This window comes from Haladaptatus sp. R4 (assembly GCF_001625445.1).
Taxonomy (GTDB): domain Archaea; phylum Halobacteriota; class Halobacteria; order Halobacteriales; family Haladaptataceae; genus Haladaptatus.
In genome coordinates, this window is sequence record NZ_LWHG01000011.1 from 394,904 (window position 1) to 419,976 (window position 25,073).

Consider the following 25,073-nt stretch of genomic DNA (forward strand, 5'->3'; position numbering starts at 1 on the left):
CGAAGCGGGACAATTCGGAATTTCACTCGCTACGTTCCGACCGACAACGGTGATTTCGAACGACGAGGACGGCTTCGGAAGCGGTTTCGAAGGCTGTTTAATCGTCCGCCCGCGAATTGCGAGTAGATGTCGATGCGCGTTACCTTCCTCGGAACCAGTGGGGCAGTGCCGACGACGGAGCGAAACCCGAGTTCTATTCTCGTCAACCGGGAAGGCGACCGCTTGCTCTTCGACGCCGGGGAGGGCACCCAGCGCCAGATGATGCGCTTCGGGACCGGATTCACCATCTCCGACCTGTTCGTCACGCACCTCCACGGCGACCACATCCTCGGGATTCCCGGTCTGATCCAGACGTGGGACTTCAACGACCGCGACGACCCGCTCATGATCTACACGCCGCGGGGGACCGGCGACGCCATCGACTCGCTCGTCCGAACGGCGGGCCACCAGCCCTCGTTCCCCATCCACATTACGGAAGTCGCACCCGGCGAGGTCGCCGTCCGTCGCGACGACTACGAGGTTCGCGCCTTCCGCACCGACCACGACGCCAACTCGCTCGGCTACGCGCTGGTCGAGGACGAACGAAAGGGCCGCTTCGACCGCGACCACGCCGAGGAATTGGGCGTTCCCGTCGGCCCGAAATTCCAGCAACTCCACTCCGGCACCCCCGTCGAGTTGGAGGACGGCACCGTCGTTCGCCCCGAACAGGTCGTCGGCGAACCCCGTCCCGGCCGCCGATTCGTGTACACCGGGGACACCCGCCCCACGGAGCAGGCCGTCGATGCCGCCGAGGACGCTGACCTGCTCGTTCACGACGCCACGTTCGCCGACGACCGGGCGGACCGCGCGGCAAAAACGGCGCATTCGACCGCACGGCAGGCCGCCACCGTCGCCCGCCGCGCTGAAGCGAAACGGCTCGCCATCACCCACGTCTCCTCGCGGTACGCCGGGAACGTCTCGGATCATCTGGCGGAGGCCCACGAGGAGTTCGACGGCGAAATCTTCGCCCCCGACGACGGGGATACGGTCGAGATTCCGTTCCCGGACGAGTAGCGGAACTGGCATTTCGGCGGTCGTTCTTTCGAATTTGAAACCCGTCAGAACCAATAGAATTAACTCCCCATAGTCAATACTCCCATCCGAAGCATGCGGGGTAAAGCCGCAAAAGGCCAGTGCAGGAACACTGACCCCGTCTGCTTCGGAGCCTACCGAAGCATGTCGGACAACGAACCTTCTAATGAAAAGCGTATCGCCACCACACAAACCGTTCTCTGTCTCAAAGGCATCGACCGCGAGGACGTGGACGAGCAGTTGTTGGAACTGATCCACGAGCATTTCAAGCAAAAGGGGCTGGTCGTGCGAGATATCTCGGTTCACGCCCAGCGACGGTACGCGTCCGGTCGTTCGTGGCGTGAAACACCGTGAAGAGGACAGCGAGTGGTAGAATTCTTCTGTTTTTTGTGAGTTGCTCAGTCACGGCTCGTTGATTCTGGTGGAGTAAGTGCAGCAACTGCGATGAAGTCCTCGAAAGCCCCCGCCCGTTCGCGGTCATTGCGCGGGATATTCGCGCTCTCCACAACGCCCGCGCGAATACTGGCCCGCGCAAGCGACCAAGCAAGCGCGAGCGGACGGAAGCTTTCGGGGTCTGCCTCTCAGTAGCTGCAATCGCAATAGAATCAAAACTAAACGCATCATTTCGCCACAAGCGCAGTCTAGTCCCTCCCGCCGTTCGTGTTGCGCGTCGGATTTATATTTCGAGAGACCCTACCACGAATCGTGAGCGAGCGAACGAGTGCCCTCGACGCCCTCGTTTTCGGTGTCGATATCCAAAGCGGGGACGTTCGGGGTGATTCTCCCTCTTACGCGCTCGTCGTCTACGACGGCGAGGGAATAGACCGCGATGTCGTCTCTTACCGCAAACTCCGGCGGCTCATCCACCGCGACGAACCGACGTTCGTCGCCACGGACAACATGTACGAACTCGCCGCCGACAAGAACGCTCTCGTCCACTTCCTCGGCTCCCTGCCGGACGACACCCGCCTCGTGCAGGTGACCGGCGCGGAGCGACCCGAACCGCTTTCCCGGGTCGCCTCGCGCCACGGCGTTCCATACGGCAAGAAACCGATGCGCGAAGCGGAGGCTGCGGCCCGCCTCGCGGCCATGAACGTCGGCCAAGAAGTCTCGGCGTTCACGAACACCACACAAGTCAAAGTCGCACGTGGGCGTTCGACCGGAAAGGGTGGCTGGAGTGCCGACCGCTACACCCGCCGGATTCACGGCTCGGTGAAGGAGTACTCCCGGAAAGTCGAATCGAAGCTCAAGGAGGCTGGACTCGACTACGAACGCGACGTGACCGAGAAGTACGGCGGCTACTCGAACGCGATTTTCAGCGTGGAGGCCCGGCCGAGCGACATCCCGGTCTCGGCCCGGCGTTCCGGCGACATCCGCGTCGAAGTCGAACGCCTCCGCCGCGACGGCATCGAGTTCGAACCGCTGGCGAAGCGCCGCGATCACGTCATCGTTGGGATCGACCCCGGTACGACCACCGCTGTAGCGATGACCGATTTGGACGGCAACGTGCTCGACGTGTTGAGCACGCGAACCGCCGACACGGCCGACGTCATCGAGTGGATCATCGAACGCGGGCGCCGGTCATCATCGCGGCGGACGTGACGCCGATGCCCGAGACGGTCGAGAAGTTCCGCCGGAGTTTCGACGCGGCCGGATGGACTCCCGACACGGACCTGCCGGTGGACGAGAAGCAACACCGCACGAGAGAAGACGGCTACGACAACGACCACCAGCGCGACGCGATGGCGGCCGCGCTGTTCGCCTACGACAGCCACGAGGACCAGTTCGGGCGAATCGCCCGGAAGGTCCCGCCGGGAATCAGCCGCGGCGAGGTAACCGCCCGTGTCGTCGCGGGCGACGAGAGCGTCGAAAGCGTCCTCCGTGACCTGTCGGACGACCCGGAACCCGAGGAGGAACAGTCCGAACACACCGTCCGCGAACTCTCCCCCGAGGAGAAACGCATCAAACAACTCGAATCGCAGGTCGAACGCCTCCAGTCGCACGCGGACGATTTGAACGAGAAAGTCGAGCGAAAGGACGAGCGAATCGACGAGTTGGAGACGGAACTCTCGGACACGCGGCGGAAGGAACGGCAGAGCGCCCGCGAACGCAGGGAAATCTCGCGCCTGCAACGCGAGAACAACAGACTGGAGGACGAACTCGACGACCGCGACGAGACCATCGAGGCGCTGGAAGGCAAACTCGCGCGACTCAAGGAACTGTGGAAACTCGACCACTCGAACTTCAGCGACGTGTCGGAGAAGCAGGCCGGACTCGTCGCCGTCAAACCTATCGAGAAGTTCACCAACGACGCCATCGACGCCGCCGACGAGAGCTACGGCCTCGCCGACGGCGACGTGATTTTCCTCCGCGACGCGAGCGGCGCGGGACATTCGACCGCCGAGCGGTTAGCGGACATCGCTCCCCGCGTCGTCCTGAAAGCGGGTGGCATCTCCGACGCGGCGGACGAGGTACTGTTCGAACACGACGTTCCGGTCGGCCCCGCCGACGGAGTGACGATTCAGGAGATAGACGAACTCGCCGTCGCACGCGAGTCGGAAGTCGAAGCCGTCATCGACGACTGGCACGACCGGGCCGAGGAACGCCAGAAACAGGAAAAGGCCGACCAACTCGACCAACTCATCAGCGAACATCGGGCTGAGAGTCGAGCGGACGGTCGCGGGTCGTCCTCGCTCGGGAACTGATCTTACGTCGTCCAGTCGGTCGTCAGCGTTCGCAGGACGCTCAATCCCCAGATGGCGACACCGAATCCGAGTACCAGCACGGTCGCATACAGAAGCACGTACTCCGGGAGCGTCGTCGAAACTCCTTCCTGAAATCGAATGGCAGGATACAGCGCGAGGGCGCCGACGACGGTCATCCAGAGACCGATCCGTTTTCCGTTCATACCTCCGGGTTTTTCTTCCGACGACTTGGCTGTTGGGAGTGCGATTCCCAGTAGCATGATGACGCAACCCTAAAGCCGGTGAACCATCTTTTCCCGAGCATGGATGCCTACGAGTTAATCTCACGGAACGCCGAGGAGTTGGTGACCGAGGAGGAAGTGCGCGAACTCGCGGCGGACCCCGAGGGCAAGCGCGCCTACGTCGGCTACGAACCCTCCGGCGTGCTCCACATCGGGCACATGCTCACCGCCAACAAACTCATCGACTTGCAGGAAGCCGGCTTCGAGGTCGTCATCCTGCTCGCGGACGTGCACGCCTACCTGAACGACAAGGGAACGTTCGAGGAGATTCAGGAGACCGCGGAGAAGATGAAAGAGCAGTTCATCGCCTACGGACTGGACGAGGAGAACACGGAGTTCCGATTCGGGTCCGAGTTCCAGATGGACGACGACTACGTCCTCGACCTCCACTCGCTCGAACTGGAGACGACGCTCAACCGTGCGAGCCGCGCGATGTCGGAAATCCAGAGCGGCGAATCCACGAAAGTATCACAGGCGGTCTACCCGCTCATGCAGTCGCTCGACATCGAATACCTCGACCTCGACCTCGCCATCGGTGGGATGGAACAGCGTAAAGTCCACATGCTCGCCCGCGACACGCTACCGAGCATCGGCTACGACGCGCCGACCTGCATGCACACTCCGCTCATCGCCGAACTCTCCTCCGGCGAGGGCAAGATGTCCTCCAGCAAGGGCGTCACCATCTCGATGGAGGATTCGACCGAGGACATCGAGGAGAAGGTCAACGGTGCGTTCTGCCCGCCGACCCGCGACCCCGAGGGTGACCTCGAAAACCCCGTCCTCCAAATCTTCGAGTACCACGTCTTCCCGCGCTTCGAGCAGGTCGTCGTGGAACGCCCCGACAAGTACGGCGGCAACCTCGAATACGACGACTACGAAACTCTCGAAGACGACTTGGAGAGCGGCGAACTCCACCCCGCCGACGCGAAGGGCGCGCTGGCGACCTATCTCGACGAACTCATCGCACCGGGCCGCGAGAAGATTCGACAGGCCGAGTAACGCGTTCTAATTGCAGCGCTTTTGACCGTCCGTCGTGGATTTCCGTACTACTTCCCTTCCATACACACCGAGACGCTATACGAAATCCCGTATCTGGACGGCAGTGGCGGGGTGACCGTTTCGGCGTTGTCTGATGGTGGGGAAGAATAATATCGCCTGAAAGTCTCGCCTCAAACAATGACCACATCCCTACCGGATGGCGTCCGCCACGTCGACTGTCGAACACGGGACAAACCGAACGTGTACATCGTCGACGACGGTGAAATTACGCTCGTAGATGCCGGTTGGCCCGGCGACGAAGCGACCGTACGGGACGGCGTTCACGATGCCGGTCTCGAACTGGCGGATATCGACCGCGTTCTGTTGACCCACTACGACGGCGACCACGTGGGAACGCTCTCGCGGTTGACGCCCGACTTGGATGCACCGGTGTACATCCATCGGTTGGAAGCACCGTACGTCGCCGGGGACCAACTCCCGCCGTGGACCGCTCGCCACGGGATCGAGGCGCTGCAACGATTGTATTATCGGCGGCTCACGCTTCCCGACCTTCCGATTCGTTCTATCGAGGACGGGGAAACGATCGGCGACTTTCGGGCGTACCACACGCCGGGGCATACGCCCGGCCACGTGGTTTACCTTCACGAGGACCTCTCCGCCGCGTTTCTGGGTGACCTCGCGTACGGGCTCGGGGACAGTCTTCGTTCGTCCGGCAGGATCACCAGTTACGACACCACCCAAGTCACCGAAAGCATCGAATCACTCTGTGAACGAACCGAGGAGTTTCAGTACGCGTGTCCCGGGCACGGTCCCCCGCTCGAAGACGGTCACGACCTGTTGGCGAGCCTCGTCGCGTAATCTGCGGCCTGCTGTCGTCTTATTCTCCCGAACTCGACGCTTTCCGAATCATTTCGACTACGCCCTCCCCTCGAAACGACGTTCCAACCCGGACCCCGTTCTCCCGTGATGTCGATTTGATATCGCTGATTTGGGTTTATCGACGATGGGATTCGGACCGCTTTTCCGGCATCTACGATCAGGAACGGTGTTCGAAAAGAAGAAAACAGCCCTTGAGAACGGATATATCGACGGAATCCCTGGATTACTATCCGCTGCCGGAATGAAAACCGCCCGTCGATTATTCGAATCCGCCGCCCATCATCCCGCCCATTCCGAAGTTGGCGAGCAGGCCCGAGACCAGTCCCCACGCGGTCAGCACGAAGCCGACGACGACGAGCGCGATTCCGGCGGCGATAATGAGGCTCTGAACGGCGATGACGCCGATTCCGACGATGAGGACGAGTAGTCCCGCGATACCTTTCGTGCCGAGTTTTCCGAGCATAGCCCGGATTGTGTCTGCCACGGCCTTAAAACCGACAGTTGGAGAGATGAGCCTTACAGCTCCCCCATCGCTTGACGCCGACCAGTTCGTCGTCGGCGTACATACCGAACAGGCGGTAATCCGGTTCGTCTTTCCATTCACGAATCGCGGACGCGTCTGTTTCCGCCCACAACTGTTGAATGACCGGAATCGCGGTTGCCCACTCTCGGGTCGTCGTCAACTCTTCGACGCTCGTCGTTTCCACGTTCAACTGTCCCAATGGACGGCGGATTTAAAAGCATACCAACCGAATATACACGGTGAGACATGAGTGACAGCAGTGGACGGAATAACCTCCGAATGCCGGACGACAACGAGGTATTCGCCACAGTCACGAACATGCTCGGTGCCAACCGGGTGAAAGTGCGCTGTGCGGATGGTAAGGAACGAACCGCTCGTATTCCGGGCAAGATGCAAAAACGCGTCTGGATTCGTGAGGACGATATCGTTCTCGTCGAGCCGTGGGACTGGCAGGACGAGAAGGCCGACATCACGTGGCGCTACGAGAAGCAACAGGCCGACCAACTTCGACGCGAAGGCCACATCAACTGAGCCGAATCGGGAGCGTTTTACCCGTAATCCGTTGCCGAGAGTACCAACGCGGTCTCACTATGATTCCTGGTATCATACTGCAACCGGAAAGCGCGGCCGTTTCCGCTGTTCGGTTAAATACGTGGTTCCTCCGTCCCTCTATGTCCGAACAGATCACTGTCCAAGACGTTGCACACGATGCGGAGTTCCCGGAACTCATCGAAGGGATTCGAAGCCGACGCTCGGGTCACAACTACGACCCGGACGAGGACATCTCCGACGAGACGCTCGAAGAACTGATCCGGGATGCGGCGATTGCGCCGTCGTCGTACAACCTCCAACCGTGGGAGTTCGTCGCCGTTCAGGACGACGAACGACTCGACGAAGTCGTGGACATCGCCTACGGGCAAGAACACATCCGCGACGCCGGAACGGCCATCCTCGTCGTCGGCCACACGAACGCGAAGACGGCCGACCGCGTCTTCGAGGAGTGGGCCGAGGCGGGTCGAATGGACGAGGAAACCGCACAGCAGACGAAAGCGCAGACGGCGGAGATGTACGAGGGCGACGCGATGGGCCGTGACTACGCGATTCGGAACGCGAGCCTCGCCGCCCAGAACCTCATGCTCTCCGCGCACGCACGCGGGCTGACGGCCACGCCGATGATCGGTTTCGATCAGGAACGCATCGCGGAGTTCCTCGACCTGCCGGACGACGAGATTCCGGTGATGTTGCTCGCTGTCGGTCCAAGTGGCGGCGATGAACCCGAACGTCTCCCCCGCCGTTCGGTCGACGAAATTCTCCACCGCGAAACGTACTAACCGAACAGGCCATCCTTTTACGGTTCCTCCACATAGTCCGGTGTAGATGAACGAGGAGTACGGATTACTCGACCCTGACAACGCTGACGCCCCCGGCGACGAGTGGGAGGAAATCGACGTTTCCGACACCGAAGCGGACCGCATCGCGCGCCGTCGTGACCGGGAGTTCAACCAGTTCAGAAAACGGGTCAAGGATTCCGACCAGTTCAAAGTCGAACAGTCGGTGTTCGACGACGCGACACTGGCCGCGCTGTACAAACTCGTTCAGGACGGCTACGTTCAAGCCTTCGGCGGGCCGATTTCGTCCGGAAAGGAGGCGACGGTTTACTCCGCACTCGGCGGCGACGGAGAGGAAGAAGTCGCCGTCAAAATCTACCGCATCAACGCCAGCGACTTCCGCGACATGCGGGAGTATCTCGTCGGAGACCCCCGATTCGAGGAACTCGGCGGGAACAAACGGCGAGTCGTCGTCGCGTGGGTTCGCAAGGAATTCGCCAACCTCGAACGCGCCCGTAAAGCCGGGATTCGGGTTCCGGAACCGGTCGCCGTCCAGCGGAACGTACTCGTGATGGAGTTCATGGGCAACGACGGCAAGCGTGCGCCCACGCTCGCCGACGCCCACCTCGAAAATCCCCAAACCGCGTTCGAAGTCGTTCGGGAGTACATGCGGCGGTTGTTCGACGCGGGCCTCGTCCACGGCGACCTCTCGGAGTACAACATCCTCGTCAGCAACGGCGAACTCTGCATCATCGACGTGGGACAGGCCGTCACCTTCCACCATCCGAACAGCGGCGAATTCCTCACGCGCGATTGTGTGAACATCGCCTCGTTCTTCCGCCGACAGGGGCTGGAGATTCAGGGCGACGAACTCGAAGAGTGGATTCGGGAGAATGCCGAGACGGAACGCTGATCTCTCATTAGTTGACAGCTAGGGTATGAGCGACATCGAGATTCGCCACGCGCGCCGCTCCGATGTTCCCCACATTCGCCGTGTGGCGAGACGCGGTTGGCAAGAAGCCTACGCCGATTTTCTCTCGGAGACCGTCATCGAAGCTGAACTCTCGACGTGGTACACGTCGGATGCGGTCGAAGCCGCCATCAGGGACGAGACTCGTCCGTACTTCGTCGCGACGCACGACGAAACCGTCGTCGGCTATTCGAAAGCGGTTGCCGACACACCAATCGCTACTCTCTCGACGTTGTACGTGTCGCCCGATTGCTGGAGCGGCGGTGTCGGAACGCGACTGCTCGACGCCGCCACGACCGAACTCGAATCCCGTGGCGCAACGGCACTCGAACTGACCGTCTTCGCCGAAAACGGCGCCGCGATTGGATTCTACGAATCGAACGGCTTCGAGCGCGTCGGCGAGCAAATCTCAGAACTCGAAGCGGGAAGCGCCCCGGAGTACGTGTATCGGAAGTCGATCAACCGCCCGAAATAGGCCGGTGACACAACCGCTAGAAATCAGCAAGCTACTCAGCCACCAGTCACTAGCGTTTTCTCCGGAAAATCGCAGATTTTCCGGGCCGACGACCGAATGGAGCGCAGCGAAATGAGGGAGGAGCGCTTTTGCTCCAGCTGTTACAGGGAGACTGCCAGCGGGTGCGCGCTATGGCACGCACCCGCTGGCTCTCGACCGTCGTAAAAGGTGGCAGTCAAAAGGTCGTGGGGAAGGGCTTAAACCGTCTCAAGTGATAGAATTTTCCATGAAGCACGTGACGATTCCGCAGGACAGGATTGGTGTTCTCATCGGCCAAGGTGGTGAGACGATGCGAGAAATCGAAAGCCGTGCAGAGGTGCGTCTCGATATCGACTCGGACGACGGTTCCGTGCGCGTCGAACAGACCGGCGACCCGCTTCAGGGGTTGAAAGCACCTGACATCGTGAAGGCCATCGGTCGAGGGTTCTCGCCCGAGGAGGCGCTTGCGTTGCTCGACGACGACTTGATGCTGTTCGATCTCGTGGATATCGAAGCCGCAGCGCGGAACAAGAACGACCTTCAACGACAGAAGGGCCGTCTCATCGGCGAGAACGGTCGAACACGGCAATTGCTGGAGGAACTATCGGGTGCGAACGTCGTCATTTACGGAACGACGCTCGGCATCATCGGCCAACCACAGCAGGTCGAAGTCGTTCGAAGCGCAGTCGAGATGCTCCTCGACGGTGCGCCACACGGCTCGGTGTACTCCTTCCTCGAACGCAAACGCAACGAGATGAAGCGCCAAGGGATGGAATACCACCAGTTCAGCGGTTAAATCCGATTTTTCACATATAAACAATTCGTGTTACTCCGTGGCACTCCCCGTCGAGAGGCTCGTGTGCCTCGTTCTCATAGCACCAAGGAAAGATTTATATAGAATCGCAATCAACGGATGTGATGACTATGTCACAACCAATGGGCAACCAGCCACTTATCGTTCTTTCCGAGGACAGTCAGCGAACCTCCGGACGGGACGCACAATCGATGAACATCACGGCCGGGAAAGCGGTCGCAGAGGCCGCACGTACCACACTCGGCCCGAAAGGGATGGACAAGATGCTCGTCGATTCGACGGGCGACGTCGTCGTAACGAACGACGGTGTAACCATCCTCAAAGAGATGGACATCGAGCACCCGGCGGCGAACATGATCGTCGAAGTCGCCCAGACGCAGGAAGACGAAGTCGGCGACGGGACGACCAGCGCCGTCGTCGTCGCTGGTGAACTCCTCCAGAAGGCGGAGGACCTGCTCGAACAGGACATCCACGCCACGACCCTCGCACAGGGGTACCGTCAGGCCGCCGAGAAGGCGAAGGAAATCCTCGAAGAGAACGCGATCGAAGTCGATTCCGACGACACCGAGTATCTCGAAAAGATCGCCGCGACGGCGATGACCGGCAAAGGCGCGGAGAACGCCAAAGACCACCTCGCCGAACTCGTCGTTAGCGCCGTGCAGAGCGTCGCCGACGAGGACGGCGTCGACACGGACAACATCAAAGTCGAGAAGGTCGTCGGTGGCACCATCGACAACTCCGAACTCGTCGACGGCGTCATCATCGACAAGGAGCGCGTCCACGACAACATGCCGTACTTCGCCGAGGACGCAAACGTGGCCCTCGTCGACGGTGCGCTCGAAATCGCCGAGACGGAAATCGACGCGGAAGTCAACGTCACCGACCCCGACCAACTCCAGCAGTTCCTCGACCAAGAGGAATCCCAACTGCGTGAGATGGTCGATTCGCTGGTCGAGTCGGCCGCCGACGTCGTCTTCGTCGACGGCGGTATCGACGACATGGCACAGCACTTCCTCGCACAGGAAGGCATCCTCGCCGTCCGCCGTGCGAAATCGAGCGACATGCAGAAGCTGGCCCGCGCGACCGGTGCCTCCCTCGTCAACAACGTCAACGACATCACCGAGGACGACCTCGGATTCGCCGGAAGCGTCGCCCAGAAGGACGTCGGCGGCGACCAGCGCATCTTCGTCGAGGAAGTCGAAGAGGCGAAATCCTGCAGTCTCATCCTCCGCGGCGGCACGGAACACGTCGTCGACGAAGTCGAGCGCGCAATCGAGGACAGCCTCGGTGTCGTTCGCGTCACGCTCGAAGACGGCAAAGTGCTCCCCGGCGGTGGCGCTCCGGAAACGGAACTCGCCCTCTCCCTGCGTGACTACGCCGACAGCGTCGGCGGCCGCGAACAGTTGGCCGTCGAAGCGTTCGCTGACACGCTGGAAGTCATCCCGCGCACCCTCGCCGAGAACGCGGGTCTCGACCCCATCGACTCGCTCGTGGACCTCCGTAGCAAACACGACGGCGGTCAGAAGAGCGCAGGTCTCGACGCATACACCGGCGACATCGTCGACATGGAAGAGGACGGCGTCGTCGAACCGCTCCGCGTGAAAACGCAGGCGGTCGAAAGCGCCACGGAAGCGGCCGTCATGCTCCTCCGCATCGACGACGTCATCGCGGCCGGTGACCTCTCCGGCGGCAAAGTCGGCGACGACGATGACGAAGCGGTCGCCCGGCGGTGCCCCCGGCGGAATGGGTGGCATGGGCGGTATGGGCGGCATGGGCGGTATGGGCGGTGCGATGTAAGTTTCGACGAAAGGAGAAACTTCATCGACGGCCGAGGGAACCTCGGCCAAGGCTATGTAAGAGAGGTTTCGAAGACACCTCTACTGTCGAACGGGCTGTGCCCGTGAGACAATTTCGACGAAAGGAGAAATTCATCGCACGACCGAGACCCCCTCGGTCGAGGCTATTGAAAATCGGTCAACGACCGGTTTTCATAGTCCGTCAGGCTCTGCCTGACGGAGACGATGTAACCGAGGTTCGTTCCGAACCTCGCTCCATAGAAGTGACGACTGCCCATTCGACGATCGAAACGAATCCCGTTTCGAACGTTATTTTTCGCGCATCGATTCGTATCGTTCCGCCAGCACCAGGTACGGTTCGATAGCTTCGATACAGTTTCCGAGCGTGACGATATCGTCCTCGACTGTGACCATTCCCGAATCTTCGAGCTTGGGGAGATGGCTGTGATGTAACTGGGCGAAAATACGCCTGGAGTCGGTATCCGGGTGCTCGTCCGAAATATTCTCCGAGAGGGCTGTTACTGTCAACGATGGGCCATTCTTGATGAGTTCTCGAAGCACGACTCGGCGTCGTGCACTCGCCAGTGTGGAGAAGATGACGGACGGTGCGGGCCTATCGACGTTGTCTAGTGAGGGCATCGGTGGAATATCGTGGAATTCGTAGTTACTGGTATCTCCCGTCGCTGGATATCTATGTACTAGAATGTATTCGCACGAATCGATCTGAACCTTGGCCTTATATTTCAGGCTTTTTATGACGTGTTTTCACCCTGCCGCGAATCTCTTTTTTACTAAAATAATTATGAATGCACTTTCCTCGGCTCTATCGTGGTTTACCCTTTTCTCCGAGGACGGTGTTCTCGACGAGGCGTGATTGTGCCCGTCGCAAACGCTCCGAAACGGACTGTTTGCTGATGTCCAGCGTGGTACTCAGGTTCGTAAGGGTGGCGTCGCGAGGAACTTCGAAATACCCGGATTCGTAGGCGGCGACGAGGGCTTCGCGCTGTGGCTCGGTGAGGTGAAACGCCGTTTCGTTGTCGCCCGGCGTGTACAATCGCTTGAGGGAAAAATCGACGTGCTCTCGTCGGCAGAACTGTTGAAATTCGATCAGGGCGGATCGCTCCGGAAACCGGACCCGTCGCGTCCACGTTCCCGACGTGCCGTGACCCGCCATCGGAACCGCACCGAGTTCCTGATAGGTGGGATAGACGGGAAGGATCGATTCCCGTTCCAGTCGAAGCCGATAGAGTTTCCGAACGTCCAACTCTTCGACGATGGAGTACGACTCGATCGTCGGGTCGGTGCGAAGGGAATCGTCGAACGCGTCGAAACACCCTCCGGTTGCCCAAACGATGAGGAGCGCGGACCCGGCCGTGCTCGCCATCTGCTGTTCGAGTTCGACGGTCATTTCCGGAACTGCTTCGAGCGTCTCGGTAAGAACGAGGTCCGGAGCACGTATCGTAAACTCCGCGATGACGCTCATGACCGGTGGAACTCGCCCCGGGGTCTAAGTAGTATTGGTCGGTTACCGGGACTCGTCCAGTTTGAACTGTTCGTGCTCGCTCGCAGCGTTGAGCACGACGCTCGTGTTACTCTCTTTGATATCGGGGTCGATGAGCAGCTTTTTGATCTGTTCGTTCATTCCGTCCGTGTCGGTAAATTTGCCGATGGCGATGATATCATAGTCCCCGGTAACCTCGTACACACTTATCATCTGATCATGGTCTTGCAACCGTTCGGTCACTTCCGGCAGGGCGTTCCCCTCGACTTTCAGTTGGACGACTGCCGTCACGTCGTATCCCAACTCGTCGTAATCGACGAGCGGAGAGTACCCTTGAATGACCCCCTGTTCTTCCAAGTGGGTCAAGTGATTCGAAATCGTCGTCACCGAGACGTCCAGTTCCTCCGCGAGGCTTCGGAGACTCGCTCGTCCGTCGCCGAGTAGTTCGTTTACGAGCTTCGCATCCAGATTTTCGTACGTCATTACACCAACCAACTCACTCCACCCATTAGAATTTAACGAATATCCAATTCTAGGTCTAAATCGTACAGTTGACTAACCGATACTGTTTTAATGGTGGATGTATTTGCATACGGTGTCTATAAAGATGACAGACGGAAATATTGCCACCGAAAAGGATACAGGGTTATCCGCTGAAGAACAGGAAGTTCTCGACGCAATCGAGACCGAAAACGTCGATTTTGTCCGTCTCCAGTTCACCGACATCACTGGGACGGTGAAAAACGTCAGCATCCCGGCCCACCAAGTCGAAAAGGCGTTCGAGGAGGGCATTTGGTTCGACGGGTCGTCCATCGAAGGATTCGTTCGCATTCAGGAGAGCGACATGCGTCTCGAACCCGACCCATCCACGTTTGCCGTCCTCCCGTGGCGCTCCAACGGTGACTCTGCAAGTGCACGTCTCATCTGTGATGTCGTCAACACCGACGGAACGCCGTTCGACGGCGGTCCACGCCAGGTTTTGAAGCGTGTCCTCGACCGTGCGGACGAGATGGGATATACCGTCAGCATCGGTCCCGAGCCCGAATTCTTCCTCTTCGACAAGGACGAGGACGGAAACGCGACCACCGTCCCGCACGACTCGGGCGGCTACTTCGACCTCGCACCCAAGGACATGGCGAGCGACGTCCGCCGAGAAATCATCTTCACGCTGGAGGAGATGGGCTTCGAAATCGAGGCCAGCCACCACGAAGTCGCCGACGGTCAGCACGAGATCAACTTCAAGTACGAGGACGCACTCGCTGCAGCGGACAACATCGCCACCTTCCGTGCCGTCGTCCGCGCCGTCGCGGAACAGAACGACATCCACGCGACGTTCATGCCCAAGCCGATCAGCGAAATCAACGGCTCGGGTATGCACAGCCACATCAGCCTCTTCGACGAGGACGGTAACGCGTTCGACGACCCCGACGACGAGTTCAACCTCTCCGAGACGGCCTACAATTTCATGGGCGGCATCCTGAACCACGCCGAGGCGTTCACCGCCGTCACGAACCCGACCGTCAACTCCTACAAACGTCTCGTTCCCGGCTACGAAGCACCCGTCTACGTCGCGTGGAGCGACACCAACCGCTCGGCGCTCATCCGCGTCCCCGACGCCGCGGGCGCGAGTTCGCGCTTCGAAATCCGGAGTCCGGACCCGTCGTGCAACCCCTACCTCGCGCTCGCGCCGTCATCTCGGCCGGTCTCGAAGGTATCGAAAACGACGCCGACCCCGGCGAACCGGTTCGTGAGGACATCTACGAGTTCGACGACGAGAAGCGTGAGGAGTACGGTATCACGACGCTCCCCGGTTCGCTCGACGAAGCGGTCGACGCGCTCGAAGCCGACGACGTCGTCACCGAAGGACTCGGCGAGCACGTCACCGAGAAGTTCATCGAGGCCAAGCGTGCGGACTACGCCGACTACCGCGTGTTCGTCTCCGACTGGGAGAAAGAGAAGTACTTGGAGAAGTTCTAAGCGCGAATCCCTCTCCGTCCAACTATTTTTGGATACGCGACGATTACACCCTGTACTACCGCGTTGATGGCGAAGATGGCGGCGAGCGGCAGCGATGCTTGGAGTCCGATGTACGAGAGGACACCGAGGGAAAAAAGCCCCACGACGGCCGTCGAACGGGACACCGTTCCGTCCGGTGGTCCGACCGACTCCCACGCGATCAACGCCCCGACGGTCCCGCCGAGTGCGGTGACGGCATCCACCAGGTCGGTTTCCGCGAGTGCGGCAGTGACGGGTGGCATGAGGACGACGATACAGAGCGCCGCGAAGGCCCAGAGGACGGCGAGGGCGAACGCCGGTCTCGGCCGTCGCTTGAAGCCACCGATGAGGACGGCGAGATAGACGAGGCCGATTCCGACGCCCGCGATCACGTCGACGGTGAAATGAACGCCGAGAACGAGTCGTGTGAGACAGATGAGCGCAACGATGACGCCCGCAACCGCCAGCCGTGTCGCTCTGCTCCCGCGGTCGAACGTCAGCGCGAGGAGGACCCAAAACACGGTCGAACCGAGCGCGTGACCGCTCGGAAAGCCGTATCCCGACGCGTTCACGACGTGATACGTTTCGGGCGGCCGTGCCAACGCGAAAAATCCTTTCAGCGCGAGCGTCAACGACAGTGCCCCCAACGTCGCGGCGAGGAGGAATCCGTACTTCTCGCGGTCGTCGCTGGTCCAGTAGAGCAGCGCACCGAGGACGAAAAACAGCCCCGCATTACCGAGTTGGGTGACGTAGGCGAACACCTGCGGTATCCAATGCGGTAATACTTGATGGAAGAACTCCACCACTCCCAAACCACGGGACATGATTACGAGCGCCAGTCCTGAATCCGACCGCCGACGCGTCCGGGGACCATCGCGGCGTTCACGCCGAACCCGACGAGCATCATCAGGGTGTATAGCCCGAGCGTCGAGAGCCAGATGATGAACATGGCGAGGATGGCCCACCAACTTTTGAGCCACCAGAACGCGCCGAGCGTCATCGCCGTCCCGTACAGGAGAACGAGATACGGACCCCATCCGCGCGCGTGCCCACGGCGCATCCGCCTCCGGACGTATCCCTTCAGTTCCGACTCCAACTTGGATTTCTGAACTGTGCGCTCATCGACATCGTGTTCGAACTCCTCGAACTCCGACTGTAGACGTTCCACGTCGTCTCGGAGGTCGAGGATGTCCGGTGCGGACTGCTCTGTATCGTCGGTCATGTCCTCTCCTTTGACTTCCTGCTGTCTTTCCCTGGTGCCTGCCACGCCTTTAGTTTTCCTGAAATGCCGTCCCGCGAGAACCGCGTTGATGACCGCGCCGAACAGGAGGACGATGCCGCCGAGGTAGAGCCACGTGACCAACAACAACGCGCCGCCGAGAACGCCGTATGCGGAGAACTGCGCCGCTGAATCGACGTAAATGCTGAACACCGCTTGGAGCGCCGTCCAGCCGAGTGTCGCAAATATCGTTCCGGGAAGTATCTCACGGACCGTAACGTCGGTGTCGGGGAAGAAATAGTACAGGGGTAAGAACACCGGAACCAAAACGAACAGGAGGGCAATCGACGTGAGCGTTCGCTCGAACGGCAGCCACGCCATGGACGGAAGGAGGATGTTGACCACCGCGACGCCCGAGACTCCCACGGCGATGACGGCCAACACGAGGCCAGCATCGGTCAGCGTCTCGGTGAACGGTTCCGCGACGTTCACGCCGTAGACCCGTGAAAACGCCTCGTCCAATCCACGAAACACCCGCAGGGTACTCCAAACGAGGACGAGAGAACCGACGACCGTCGCGCTTCCGCGTCCCGACGCGCTGGAGAGCGAATCCTGGACGATGTCCTGTGCCTTCGGGGAGAGGAGGGTCTGGACCGTGCCGACGACGTGATTCGCGAACGCGTCCCCGCCGACGAACGACGCGATGGCGAGCGCCAACAACAGCGCCGGAAGGATCGAGACGAAGGCGTAGTAGGCGATTCCCGCCGCGAGAAACGTGATCTCCTGTTCACGCGCGTAACCGACGGTTTCCCGTGCCGTAGTTCCGATATTCACGGGGTGTACTTCGGCGAAATCAACCAAAAGCGTTGGCCACTATCGAATCCGTGCTACGGTCGCGTCGCTTCACGTATCTCGGCGACGTTCGCGGGCGTCTTGAACGTCGTCCCGCCGTAGTGGGTGCGGGAGGCTTCGTAGCCCGCGTCCCGAAGGCGCTCCAGGAACTCGTCCATGCCAGAGGCCGAGCGCGTCCACTCCTTACAGAGTCGGTGTTGGTCGTAGTGGGTCGGTCGGTGGAGTTCGCCCGAGAGTTGGGTTAGGAGTTTGTTCGCCTTCTTCGCGGTACCCATCTCCTCGGTGACGTTCTCGGCGACCGCGTCCACGAAGTCGGCGTCGTGGGTCGGTCCGAGCCAAACGGGACCCGCGGTCAGCAAGCGGTTGCTCTCACACGCCGGGCAGGTTTCGGGCGGGTTCGCGATGAGGCCGTACTCGTGCTCGCGGTGAAGACAGTCCTCGCAGTGATAGAGGTGGCCGAGTTCGTCGATGGCACCGTTCGCGGTCGTCGCGCCCTCGTCCAGTTCGAGGTAGGTTCGGACGTAGTGGCTCGTCGCGTGGGTGAGCAGCGGCGTGACGCCCTTGTCGTACCGGGCGGCGGTGCGGGCCAGCGCGGAGAGGAGAATCCTGACGCCCATCTCGGCGTGGTAGTCCGTGTTGCGCGGGGTCGCGCCGTACTTTCGAACCCCGCTGTGGAAGTGCGCGCCACAGAGCGGTGCGGTGTCCGTCGCCGTGACACAGACCAGATCGCGCGTGTTGGCGAACGCCGCGTCGGCGAACGGAATCGGCGTCCCGAACGGGTCGATGTCCACCACGTCGAACACCTCCTCGTGCATGAGCGCGTTGGCGTTCCTGTGGAGCACTTCGCCCGGCAGGTCGTTGCGCTCGAAGTTCTCCCGACAGAGTTCGATGGCGTCCGGGTCGATGTCGGCACACGTCACGTTCCAGCCGTTTTCGGCGGCGCGGACGCCCCGAATCCCCGTGGCCGCCATCGCATCGAGGTAGTACTCTGCTCGCGGTTCTCTGTCGACGTACGTTCGCAGGACCGCGACCGTGAGGTCGCGGTTCAACTCCTGTACCGGGTTGAAAAACACGTCGTCGATGATGGCGTCCCCCTCCTGTTCGGGGACCTCCACCTCGACGTTCCCTTCGCGGACGTTCATACGTCGAGTCGGCGTTCAGCCCCGAAAAGGAATGCGGGTTACGGGCGACGACGGGAACGTCGGAGATGACCCTCCGGGAACTGTCCTGTGAACCGATGGATCGCAGAAACTGGGCGAAAGACACGGCCGAACGACGAGCGGGCCAGTACTGCCCCGCCCGCCGATCCTACGCTAACAAGCCGCTTTTCGTCGTCGCTATCGGAACCGGTTTATTTCGCCCCTCCGAACCGATGGTCCGTGCGTTCGGTTTCCACCGCCATCGACCGTTCACTGATGCTCGCGGAGTTGATACTGTGAACAGCGTCGAGGCGTGGGAATCCGAACTGGCGGAGGTGGGGACGCTCACGCCGGATGTCGTCAGTCGAATCCTCTCGGTTCACGACGACAGGGGACGACAGGCCATCGAGGCGGTGTCCGAGCGGCGGGTCAAGGAGTATCGAGACTTCGTCGTGGTCGTCGGGTTCGAGGACGAGTACATCGTGGAGGAGGGGTGTACCTGCCGCGATAGCGAGTACAATCTGGATCCGGACGACCCGACAGACCTGTGCTGGCACGTCCTCGCCGCCAAAATAGCGCGTCGGATCGACGCGATGGATCACCACGACATGTGGTACTCCGACGTGCGCGAGTTCCTGTAGCGTATGCAGTTCAGGACTGCTGGCAGATATCTACGAAGTTTTGGAGGATTTTCAGGCCGGTCTCGCCGCTCTTTTCCGGGTGGAACTGCGTGCCGAAGACGGTTCCCGATTCGTCGGCGATGACGCTCGGGAAGTCCGTCCCGTAGTCGGTCGTCGCCACTATCGCGTCGTCGTCTTCGGGGACGGCGTAGTAGGAGTGCACGAAGTAGGCGTGCTCGCCGTCGACGCCCTCGACTAGCGGGTGGTCCCGTTCGACGGAGAGTTCGTTCCAGCCCATGTGCGGCACCTTCTGTTCCCCGGTGAATCGAACGTTCGTTCCCGGGATCAGGTCCAGTCCGGTGACTTCGCCTTCCCCGGCGTGTTCGGCTTCCTCGCTCGTCGTCAGCAGCATCTGCATCCCGAGACAGATGCCGAACACCGGCGTTCCGTCGTTCGCGGCGTCGGCGAGCGCCTCCCGGTACGGTCCGGCGTTCTCCATCCCTTCGCGGAACGCGCCGACGCCCGGCAGGACGATGCCGTCCGCCGTCCCGAACGTGGCCGGGTCTCGGTGATTTCGACGTCCGCTCCCGCACGTTCGAGGCCGCTGACGGCGCTCCGGAGGTTTCCGAGCCCGTAATCGACCACGACGACGGATGCGGTACGCTGTTTTGCGTGCGTACTGGCTTCCATACCGTCATCTACCAACTCGATCTACAAACGGTTTCGCGTTTGCGCGAAATTTGACCTCTAATCGTGACTATGTATCACATTGTTGGGCCAAATGGTTTGAATAGGAAGATTTAACCTACAAGTACAGAACGAATAACATGTATTCAGATGGTAAATCGACGCACGTTCATCAAATCCGCGAGCGGGGCGGGACTCGTCGGCCTTTCGGGCATGGCCGGGTGTATCGGAACCTTCGGAAAGCAAGCCTACAAGGACGGCAAAATCAAGTTCTTGATGTCTCCGACCGAGCCGCAGGAACAGATGATGGCACAGTACACGCCCATCAAAAAGCGTCTGAACAACTACATCGACGCTATTGACACCGTGAACATGAAGTACGCGAGCGACTACAGCGCGACGCTTACCGCACTCGACAGCGGAACGGCGGACATCGCGGAAAGCGGTCCCTTCGCGGCCGCACTCGGCGTCAAAAACGACCGTGCGGACATCATCCTTCAGCGCCACGCATACGGAACGTGGACGTACTACAGCGTGATCATCACGCGCGAGGATTCGGACATCTCGTCGCTGAAGGAACTGAAGGGGAAGACCATCGCGTTCGCCGACCCCCTGAGCGCCAGTGGGTCACTCTACCCGCTGTACATGCTGAAACAGGCGGGCCTCTCGATTCCGGAGTCGCCGGGCGACCCGAAGGGTGCTGACTTCACCCCAAAGTGGTCCACCCACGACAAAGCGTACAACGCGCTGAAAAGCGGTCAAGCCGACGCCGCCGGTGTCGGTCGATTCATCGTCTGGGACTACGACACGAACGATTACGTCAAGGGCGTCAAGGAACTCGATATTCGCTCCGAAATCCCGCGTGCGCCGATCATGGTTTCCCCGAAACTCGCGGACGACGAGAAGGAGAAGATCACGAAGGCCTTCACCGAAGCGCCGGACAAGATGTACTATGGAGCGGACGGCAAGCAGGACACTGACGACGACATTTGGTTCGATGGCGTGAAGAAAGCCGACGCCTCGACGTACCAACCCGTCGTCAAGGTGGCCAACAAACTCGGTTACGGCGAGGACATCTTCAAGAACTAACCCTGTCGAAGAATGGATCAACGACAGTAAATAATAAACTATTAGATTTCAGGACTTCGTTCAAATAATCACATGGCATCATTGACGGTATCGGACATCACCAAGGTTTACGGTGGCGAGACGGTGGCGCTCGACGACGTTTCGTTCGAGATTCCCGACGGGGAGTTCGTCATCCTTCTCGGTCCGTCCGGGGCGGGGAAATCGACGTTGCTTCGTCTCCTGAACGGTCTCGAACGGCCGACGGAGGGAGAGATTCGGATCGGAGACGACCGGGTTTCGGGTACCCGTAGCGACGTGGCGATGGTGTTCCAGATGCACTACCTCGTCGAAAGCATGAGCGCGTACCGAAACGCGCTCACCGGGGCGCTCAACCGGACCGACACGGTCGATAGCGTCTTCACACGGTACGACGAGGAGGACAAGGAAATGGCGTTGCGGTCGCTCGAAACCGTCGGGTTGCTCGAAGAAGCGAACCAACGAGCGGACAGCATGAGCGGTGGCCAACAACAGCGCGTCGGCATCGCTCGCGCACTCACCCAGGACCCGCAGCTCCTTCTCGCCGACGAACCGGTCGCGAGTCTCGACCCGAAAGCCGCCCAAGACGTAATGCACTACATGAAGCGTGCGGCGGAGGAACGGAATCTCACGTCCATCGTGAGCCTCCACCAGGTCAACATCGCCCGCGAGTTCGGCGAACGGTTCATCGGGCTCAGGGACGGGAACGTGGTGTTCGACGGCGGTAAAGACGACCTGACGATGGAAGACGTCGACCGGATCTATTACGGCGAATCACCGGAGGATTCGGCCATCAACAACATCGCATAACATGGCTACGGACATCACCGAAATCAAACAGCGAATCGAACACGAACAGCGCATCCGGCGAATATCCGGCGGCTTGGGAATCCTCGCGGTCCTTCTGATAACCGGACTGGGGATGACCTATCTCGGCTTCCTGCTGGCGGACCTCGTCCGCCAGTTCGGAACGTGGATCAACTTTATCGGTGCGTTCCTCAAGCCCAACTTCGTCGATTTCACGAGCTATACTCACCAGCACGATATCGGCGGCCTTCGTGCGATCTGGGTCAGTTTCACACATCCACAGTATTTCGTCAGCACCATCGCCGACGCGTCCGTTTCGAGCGGCTCCGTACTGGTTTCGGCGGCGTTCGTGACGATTCTCGTCGGCTTCTGTGGTACCGTGATCGGGTTTCCGCTCGCGCTCGTCTTCGGTATCCTCGGTTCCGAACGCGTGACCCCGTTCCCGTTCAACTTCATCTTCCGCGGGGCGATGAGTACCATCCGCGCGGTTCCGGCGTTGGTTTGGGTGCTCATCTACATCCCGCTGACGGGCATCAATCCGTACGGTGCGGTGCTCGCCATCGCAACCGATACCATCGGCAATCTCGGACGACTGTTCACCGACGAACTCGAAGAGATCGATAACGGCCCGATAGAAGCGATTCGCTCGACCGGCGCAAAGCGCCCGCAGGTAGTCATCTTCGGCATGCTCAGTCAGGTGTCGAACTCGTTCATCGCGTGGACGCTCTACGTCCTCGAAATCAACACCCGAATCGCCGTCAGCCTCGGCGTTGTCGGTGCCGGTGGGTTGGGGATGTACATCAACCTCCGCCTGCAGACCGTGAGTTCCGCCTCGTACGCCCGTGCAGCGGCGGGACTCGTTACGGTCGTCGTCATCGTCGTGACCGTCGAACTCCTCTCCTCGCGCATTCGTGCCCGCCTCCGCCCGGGCGAACACGAACGCTCGGGATTCTTCGAGACGATACGAGGACTCGGAGATACGAGTCGTTGGCTCGGTTCCGGCAACAAAAATTAACGCCACTCGTTCCAAATCTCCAACTATAAATAACTCCGTCGACTGGGTTCGTGTATGAATCCCTCGCCCTCCTCCCTCTCCAGACGCGGATTTTTGGCGACCGCCGGAACGCTCGGGACGGCCGTCGGTCTCGGCGATGCTCAAACGACGACGACCACGATAGGCACCACCACGTCCTCGAAGGACGCACCGAAACCCGACTGGACGTTTCCCGAGAATCCGGACGACTCGTCTTCCGACGACGAAGAGACGGTTCGATTCGCCTATCCCATCGTCGTGGAAGACGGACTACTCATCGTTCTCAGCGCCTACTCGGGCGAGAATCGCGGACAATCACGCTATTCGCTTCAGGCGTTGAATACGGACGACGGTTCCGTGAAATGGTCCAACGACGACTTTTTTCCGGTGACGCTTCCCGTCGTCGAGGATGGGACGGTCTATCTTTCGGCGCAACTCGAACAGGGTGACGGGTCATCCCGGCGGTTCGTGGCGCTCGACCTACGGACGGGGGACGAACAGTGGCACAATTCGGTGTCCGCCGCGTCCTCCGTGGTGAAGGTCGATGACAGTCACGTGTATCTGTTCGCGGAGCAGGACGCGCGATTCGTCGCGCTCGATGCGGAGTCCGGGAAGCAGGCGTGGACCTACGAAGTGACGGGGGATTATGCCTCCCAGATTTTCCTCCTCGACGGCACCGTGTACTTCCGAGTGAAAAGCGGCCTCTACGCGCTTTCGGCCGAGGACGGGTCCGAACGATGGAAACTGCAGAGTTCGAACACCAGTTTGTCCTCCGTCACCGAAGAGGGGATATTCTGTCGCAGACGTGACTCGTTCGTCGCTCTCGACCGCAAGAACGGGGACGAACTGTGGTCGGTGCAGGGCAGCGGTACCGCGACCGTCGAGGACGGACGGGTCTACCTGTGGGGTGAGACGCTACGAGCCATCGATCCGGAGAACGGGTCGGTGGAGTGGCAGTACGACGATGTCCACTCTATCACTAACGAACCCGTCGTCGCCGATGGAATGGTTTTGGGTGTCAGTGGAGATGGAACGTTCTCCGCGGTAAACACGGACGGGACGAAGGCGTGGACCTTCGAGACGGAGACGCAGACCGACTACTATTCCACCGTTTCCGAGGTCAGCGACGGGGAGGTATACTCGATGATCGGGCAAACGCTCTACGTCCTCTCCGCCGAAGATGGCTCCCTGAAGTGGTCGTTTTCTGCAGCGAAGAGGGGCATCCACATGCTCGTCACGTACGACAACGTCTTTTTCGGGACGTACGACGGTCTTTACACCTTCGAGCGCCATCATTCGCTGCTCGATACGGCCGTCGACGGGACGAGCGAGTTCCTCACGTCCGCTCCCGGGTTGGGATTGTCCGGAATCCTCGTCGGAACGGCCGCGTTCGTGGCCTACCGACGATTCAACGGCGACGACGATTCGACGGCGGCCGCCGTCGAATCGCCCGCGGAACCGGAACCGGAACTGGAGTACGGCCGCCTCGAACGGCTTTCGGCGGACGAGTTCACCGAGACGTATCGGGTGAGAAAACGGACCGACGACGGGCCGAAACTCGTCGCCGAACGGCAACTGACCGAACCACGGGTCGCCGGAACGTTCCGCTCGGCGGTCGAACGGTGGGCGGAACTGAACGACCGTCCCGGCGTCGTGCCGGTGCTCGAAATCGACGGCGACAGCATCGAACTGCCGTACTACGAGGACGGTTCGCTCGCGGATTCAGACCGGCCGTTCCCGGAGCGACTCGACGCGCTCTCGGCCGCGGGTGCGGTCGTTCACGACGCCCATGCCGACGGCATGATTCACGGAGGCATGACACCGGCATCGGTTTTCTCGGACGGCGACGACGCGTTCGTCGCCGACTGGGAACTCGGCTCTGCCCTCGCCGAGTTCCGCGACTCGGCCGACCCGTCGCCGTACGATGCGCCGGAGCAGGTCGCGGGAACGGAAGCGGACGAACGAACCGACGTGTACCGTCTCGGCGCGATTGCGGCGTTCGTTCTGACCGGAAAAAGCCCGGACGAAGGATCACTTCGTGCCCTCGACCCGGAACACAGGGAAGTCATACTAGCACAGGCGGGTCCACAGGAGTTCGAGTTGCTTCGTGACGACCCCATCTCGGAGGACCTGTACGAAATCATTTCGAAAGCGATGGCCGAGGACCCCGCGGACAGGTACGAGTCGGTCGTGGCGTTCGACGACATGCTCCGCTGGGCGGCATTTCGTGCGTGAGATCGGACGCTGATTCGGACGG

The 25,073-nt window shown here is 60.6% G+C and carries 23 protein-coding genes and 4 pseudogenes; 17 read left to right on the forward strand and 10 right to left on the reverse strand.

The genetic code is table 11. The features are described 5' to 3' along the window. Positions 1-126 precede the first annotated feature (126 nt). From rnz to A4G99_RS05660, 3 genes and pseudogenes are all read left to right on the forward strand, one after another. Positions 127-1,053 carry a ribonuclease Z gene (rnz, locus tag A4G99_RS05650; protein WP_066140540.1) on the forward strand — a complete coding sequence of 309 codons (927 nt, stop codon included), beginning with the start codon at positions 127-129 and terminating at the stop codon, positions 1,051-1,053. Between the two features lie 162 nt (positions 1,054-1,215). Next, complete coding sequence (locus A4G99_RS05655) at positions 1,216-1,425, forward strand: hypothetical protein (protein ID WP_066140543.1); 210 nt, start codon at positions 1,216-1,218, stop codon at positions 1,423-1,425. 351 nt (positions 1,426-1,776) lie between these two features. Next, positions 1,777-3,776, forward strand: a pseudogene (locus A4G99_RS05660) (DUF460 domain-containing protein). Positions 3,777-3,778: 2 nt separating this feature from the next. Here the strand turns inward: A4G99_RS05660 and A4G99_RS05665 are convergent. Beyond that, positions 3,779-3,979, reverse strand: coding sequence for a hypothetical protein (locus A4G99_RS05665; protein ID WP_066140546.1), 201 nt, complete (start codon positions 3,977-3,979; stop codon positions 3,779-3,781). Between the two features lie 99 nt (positions 3,980-4,078). Between A4G99_RS05665 and A4G99_RS05670 the strand changes: the two genes are divergently transcribed. Then, the gene (locus tag A4G99_RS05670; protein WP_066140548.1) at positions 4,079-5,056 is read left to right on the forward strand and encodes a tyrosine--tRNA ligase; all 978 of its coding nucleotides are present in this window, start codon (positions 4,079-4,081) and stop codon (positions 5,054-5,056) included. Between the two features lie 177 nt (positions 5,057-5,233). Further along, the gene (locus A4G99_RS05675) at positions 5,234-5,914 is read left to right on the forward strand and encodes an MBL fold metallo-hydrolase (protein WP_066140551.1); all 681 of its coding nucleotides are present in this window, start codon (positions 5,234-5,236) and stop codon (positions 5,912-5,914) included. 280 nt (positions 5,915-6,194) lie between these two features. Here the strand turns inward: A4G99_RS05675 and A4G99_RS05680 are convergent, their stop codons facing one another. Both A4G99_RS05680 and A4G99_RS05685 read right to left on the reverse strand, forming a co-directional pair. After that, complete coding sequence (locus tag A4G99_RS05680; RefSeq protein ID WP_066140553.1) at positions 6,195-6,398, reverse strand: hypothetical protein; 204 nt, start codon at positions 6,396-6,398, stop codon at positions 6,195-6,197. 25 nt (positions 6,399-6,423) lie between these two features. Continuing rightward, on the reverse strand, positions 6,424-6,642 hold the full coding sequence (locus tag A4G99_RS05685; RefSeq protein WP_150123048.1) for a hypothetical protein: 219 nt from the start codon (positions 6,640-6,642) through the stop codon (positions 6,424-6,426). Between the two features lie 62 nt (positions 6,643-6,704). On the opposite strand from A4G99_RS05685, the gene eif1A reads away from it, so the two are divergent. The 6 genes and pseudogenes from eif1A (at position 6,705) to thsA (ending at position 11,860) form a co-directional block, all read left to right on the forward strand. Further along, the gene (gene eif1A, locus A4G99_RS05690; RefSeq protein WP_066140559.1) at positions 6,705-6,989 is read left to right on the forward strand and encodes a translation initiation factor eIF-1A; all 285 of its coding nucleotides are present in this window, start codon (positions 6,705-6,707) and stop codon (positions 6,987-6,989) included. 140 nt (positions 6,990-7,129) lie between these two features. Beyond that, positions 7,130-7,789, forward strand: a complete 660-nt coding sequence (locus tag A4G99_RS05695; RefSeq protein WP_066140561.1) for a nitroreductase family protein — start codon at positions 7,130-7,132, stop codon at positions 7,787-7,789. A gap of 46 nt (positions 7,790-7,835) precedes the next feature. Then, a complete protein-coding gene (gene rio1 / locus A4G99_RS05700; protein WP_066140564.1) occupies positions 7,836-8,699 on the forward strand; it encodes a serine/threonine-protein kinase Rio1 in 864 nt (287 codons plus the stop codon). 25 nt (positions 8,700-8,724) lie between these two features. Continuing rightward, the gene (locus tag A4G99_RS05705) at positions 8,725-9,231 is read left to right on the forward strand and encodes a GNAT family N-acetyltransferase (protein WP_066140567.1); all 507 of its coding nucleotides are present in this window, start codon (positions 8,725-8,727) and stop codon (positions 9,229-9,231) included. Positions 9,232-9,496: 265 nt separating this feature from the next. Then, positions 9,497-10,045, forward strand: coding sequence for a pre-rRNA-processing protein PNO1 (locus A4G99_RS05710; protein ID WP_066140570.1), 549 nt, complete (start codon positions 9,497-9,499; stop codon positions 10,043-10,045). A gap of 140 nt (positions 10,046-10,185) precedes the next feature. After that, positions 10,186-11,860: pseudogene (gene thsA / locus A4G99_RS05715) on the forward strand (thermosome subunit alpha). A gap of 308 nt (positions 11,861-12,168) precedes the next feature. Here thsA and A4G99_RS05720 read toward each other — a convergent pair. The 3 genes from A4G99_RS05720 to lrp form a co-directional block, all read right to left on the reverse strand. After that, the gene (locus A4G99_RS05720) at positions 12,169-12,498 is read right to left on the reverse strand and encodes a helix-turn-helix transcriptional regulator (RefSeq protein ID WP_066140572.1); all 330 of its coding nucleotides are present in this window, start codon (positions 12,496-12,498) and stop codon (positions 12,169-12,171) included. 184 nt (positions 12,499-12,682) lie between these two features. Beyond that, entirely contained in the window at positions 12,683-13,342 is a 660-nt protein-coding gene (locus A4G99_RS05725) for a helix-turn-helix domain-containing protein (RefSeq protein WP_066140575.1), read from the reverse strand. 42 nt (positions 13,343-13,384) lie between these two features. Then, on the reverse strand, positions 13,385-13,843 hold the full coding sequence (gene lrp / locus A4G99_RS05730) for an HTH-type transcriptional regulator Lrp (RefSeq protein ID WP_066140578.1): 459 nt from the start codon (positions 13,841-13,843) through the stop codon (positions 13,385-13,387). 124 nt (positions 13,844-13,967) lie between these two features. On the opposite strand from lrp, the pseudogene glnA reads away from it, so the two are divergent. Further along, positions 13,968-15,337, forward strand: a pseudogene (glnA, locus tag A4G99_RS05735) (type I glutamate--ammonia ligase). Here glnA and A4G99_RS05740 read toward each other — a convergent pair. The 3 genes from A4G99_RS05740 to A4G99_RS05750 are packed head-to-tail and all read right to left on the reverse strand — an operon-like array spanning position 15,334 to position 18,568. Further along, entirely contained in the window at positions 15,334-16,158 is an 825-nt protein-coding gene (locus A4G99_RS05740) for a phosphatase PAP2 family protein (protein ID WP_223301734.1), read from the reverse strand. The pseudogene glnA and the gene A4G99_RS05740 overlap by 4 nt on opposite strands. 23 nt (positions 16,159-16,181) lie before the next feature. Then, the gene (locus A4G99_RS05745) at positions 16,182-17,408 is read right to left on the reverse strand and encodes a YihY/virulence factor BrkB family protein (protein WP_223301735.1); all 1,227 of its coding nucleotides are present in this window, start codon (positions 17,406-17,408) and stop codon (positions 16,182-16,184) included. Between the two features lie 53 nt (positions 17,409-17,461). Further along, positions 17,462-18,568 (reverse strand): tRNA (guanine(26)-N(2))-dimethyltransferase, encoded by a 1,107-nt coding sequence (locus A4G99_RS05750; RefSeq protein ID WP_066140587.1) that lies wholly within the window; start codon positions 18,566-18,568, stop codon positions 17,462-17,464. Between the two features lie 293 nt (positions 18,569-18,861). On the opposite strand from A4G99_RS05750, the gene A4G99_RS05755 reads away from it, so the two are divergent. Next, complete coding sequence (locus A4G99_RS05755) at positions 18,862-19,206, forward strand: hypothetical protein (protein ID WP_066142359.1); 345 nt, start codon at positions 18,862-18,864, stop codon at positions 19,204-19,206. Between the two features lie 10 nt (positions 19,207-19,216). On the opposite strand, the pseudogene hisH reads toward A4G99_RS05755, so the two are convergent. Beyond that, a pseudogene (gene hisH / locus A4G99_RS05760) lies at positions 19,217-19,875 on the reverse strand (imidazole glycerol phosphate synthase subunit HisH). Between the two features lie 147 nt (positions 19,876-20,022). Between hisH and A4G99_RS05765 the strand changes: the two are divergent. The 4 genes from A4G99_RS05765 to A4G99_RS05780 all read left to right on the forward strand — a co-directional run bounded on the left by A4G99_RS05765 (position 20,023) and on the right by A4G99_RS05780 (position 25,051). Beyond that, on the forward strand, positions 20,023-20,961 hold the full coding sequence (locus A4G99_RS05765) for a phosphate/phosphite/phosphonate ABC transporter substrate-binding protein (RefSeq protein WP_066140592.1): 939 nt from the start codon (positions 20,023-20,025) through the stop codon (positions 20,959-20,961). 72 nt (positions 20,962-21,033) lie between these two features. Further along, a complete protein-coding gene (gene phnC, locus A4G99_RS05770; protein ID WP_066140596.1) occupies positions 21,034-21,786 on the forward strand; it encodes a phosphonate ABC transporter ATP-binding protein in 753 nt (250 codons plus the stop codon). 1 nt (position 21,787) lies between these two features. Beyond that, the gene (locus A4G99_RS05775; RefSeq protein WP_066140599.1) at positions 21,788-22,798 is read left to right on the forward strand and encodes a phosphate ABC transporter permease; all 1,011 of its coding nucleotides are present in this window, start codon (positions 21,788-21,790) and stop codon (positions 22,796-22,798) included. A 54-nt stretch (positions 22,799-22,852) separates the two neighbouring features. Next, a complete protein-coding gene (locus A4G99_RS05780; protein WP_066140602.1) occupies positions 22,853-25,051 on the forward strand; it encodes a PQQ-binding-like beta-propeller repeat protein in 2,199 nt (732 codons plus the stop codon). Positions 25,052-25,073: the final 22 nt, after the last annotated feature.

Bases quoted from the DNA above. Each gene is read 5' to 3' on its own strand.
- rio1 (WP_066140564.1), top strand. From the start codon at position 7,836: ATGAACGAGGAGTACGGATTACTCGACCCTGACAACGCTGACGCCCCC.
- A4G99_RS05750 (WP_066140587.1), bottom strand. From the start codon at position 18,568: ATGAACGTCCGCGAAGGGAACGTCGAGGTGGAGGTCCCCGAACAGGAG.
- A4G99_RS05765 (WP_066140592.1), top strand. From the start codon at position 20,023: ATGGTAAATCGACGCACGTTCATCAAATCCGCGAGCGGGGCGGGACTC.
- A4G99_RS05695 (WP_066140561.1), top strand. From the start codon at position 7,130: ATGTCCGAACAGATCACTGTCCAAGACGTTGCACACGATGCGGAGTTC.
- eif1A (WP_066140559.1), top strand. From the start codon at position 6,705: ATGAGTGACAGCAGTGGACGGAATAACCTCCGAATGCCGGACGACAAC.
- lrp (WP_066140578.1), bottom strand. From the start codon at position 13,843: ATGACGTACGAAAATCTGGATGCGAAGCTCGTAAACGAACTACTCGGC.
- A4G99_RS05655 (WP_066140543.1), top strand. From the start codon at position 1,216: ATGTCGGACAACGAACCTTCTAATGAAAAGCGTATCGCCACCACACAA.
- A4G99_RS05775 (WP_066140599.1), top strand. From the start codon at position 21,788: ATGGCTACGGACATCACCGAAATCAAACAGCGAATCGAACACGAACAG.
- A4G99_RS05670 (WP_066140548.1), top strand. From the start codon at position 4,079: ATGGATGCCTACGAGTTAATCTCACGGAACGCCGAGGAGTTGGTGACC.
- A4G99_RS05710 (WP_066140570.1), top strand. From the start codon at position 9,497: ATGAAGCACGTGACGATTCCGCAGGACAGGATTGGTGTTCTCATCGGC.
- rnz (WP_066140540.1), top strand. From the start codon at position 127: ATGTCGATGCGCGTTACCTTCCTCGGAACCAGTGGGGCAGTGCCGACG.
- A4G99_RS05680 (WP_066140553.1), bottom strand. From the start codon at position 6,398: ATGCTCGGAAAACTCGGCACGAAAGGTATCGCGGGACTACTCGTCCTC.
- A4G99_RS05780 (WP_066140602.1), top strand. From the start codon at position 22,853: ATGAATCCCTCGCCCTCCTCCCTCTCCAGACGCGGATTTTTGGCGACC.
- A4G99_RS05720 (WP_066140572.1), bottom strand. From the start codon at position 12,498: ATGCCCTCACTAGACAACGTCGATAGGCCCGCACCGTCCGTCATCTTC.
- A4G99_RS05675 (WP_066140551.1), top strand. From the start codon at position 5,234: ATGACCACATCCCTACCGGATGGCGTCCGCCACGTCGACTGTCGAACA.
- phnC (WP_066140596.1), top strand. From the start codon at position 21,034: ATGGCATCATTGACGGTATCGGACATCACCAAGGTTTACGGTGGCGAG.
- A4G99_RS05725 (WP_066140575.1), bottom strand. From the start codon at position 13,342: ATGAGCGTCATCGCGGAGTTTACGATACGTGCTCCGGACCTCGTTCTT.
- A4G99_RS05665 (WP_066140546.1), bottom strand. From the start codon at position 3,979: ATGAACGGAAAACGGATCGGTCTCTGGATGACCGTCGTCGGCGCCCTC.
- A4G99_RS05705 (WP_066140567.1), top strand. From the start codon at position 8,725: ATGAGCGACATCGAGATTCGCCACGCGCGCCGCTCCGATGTTCCCCAC.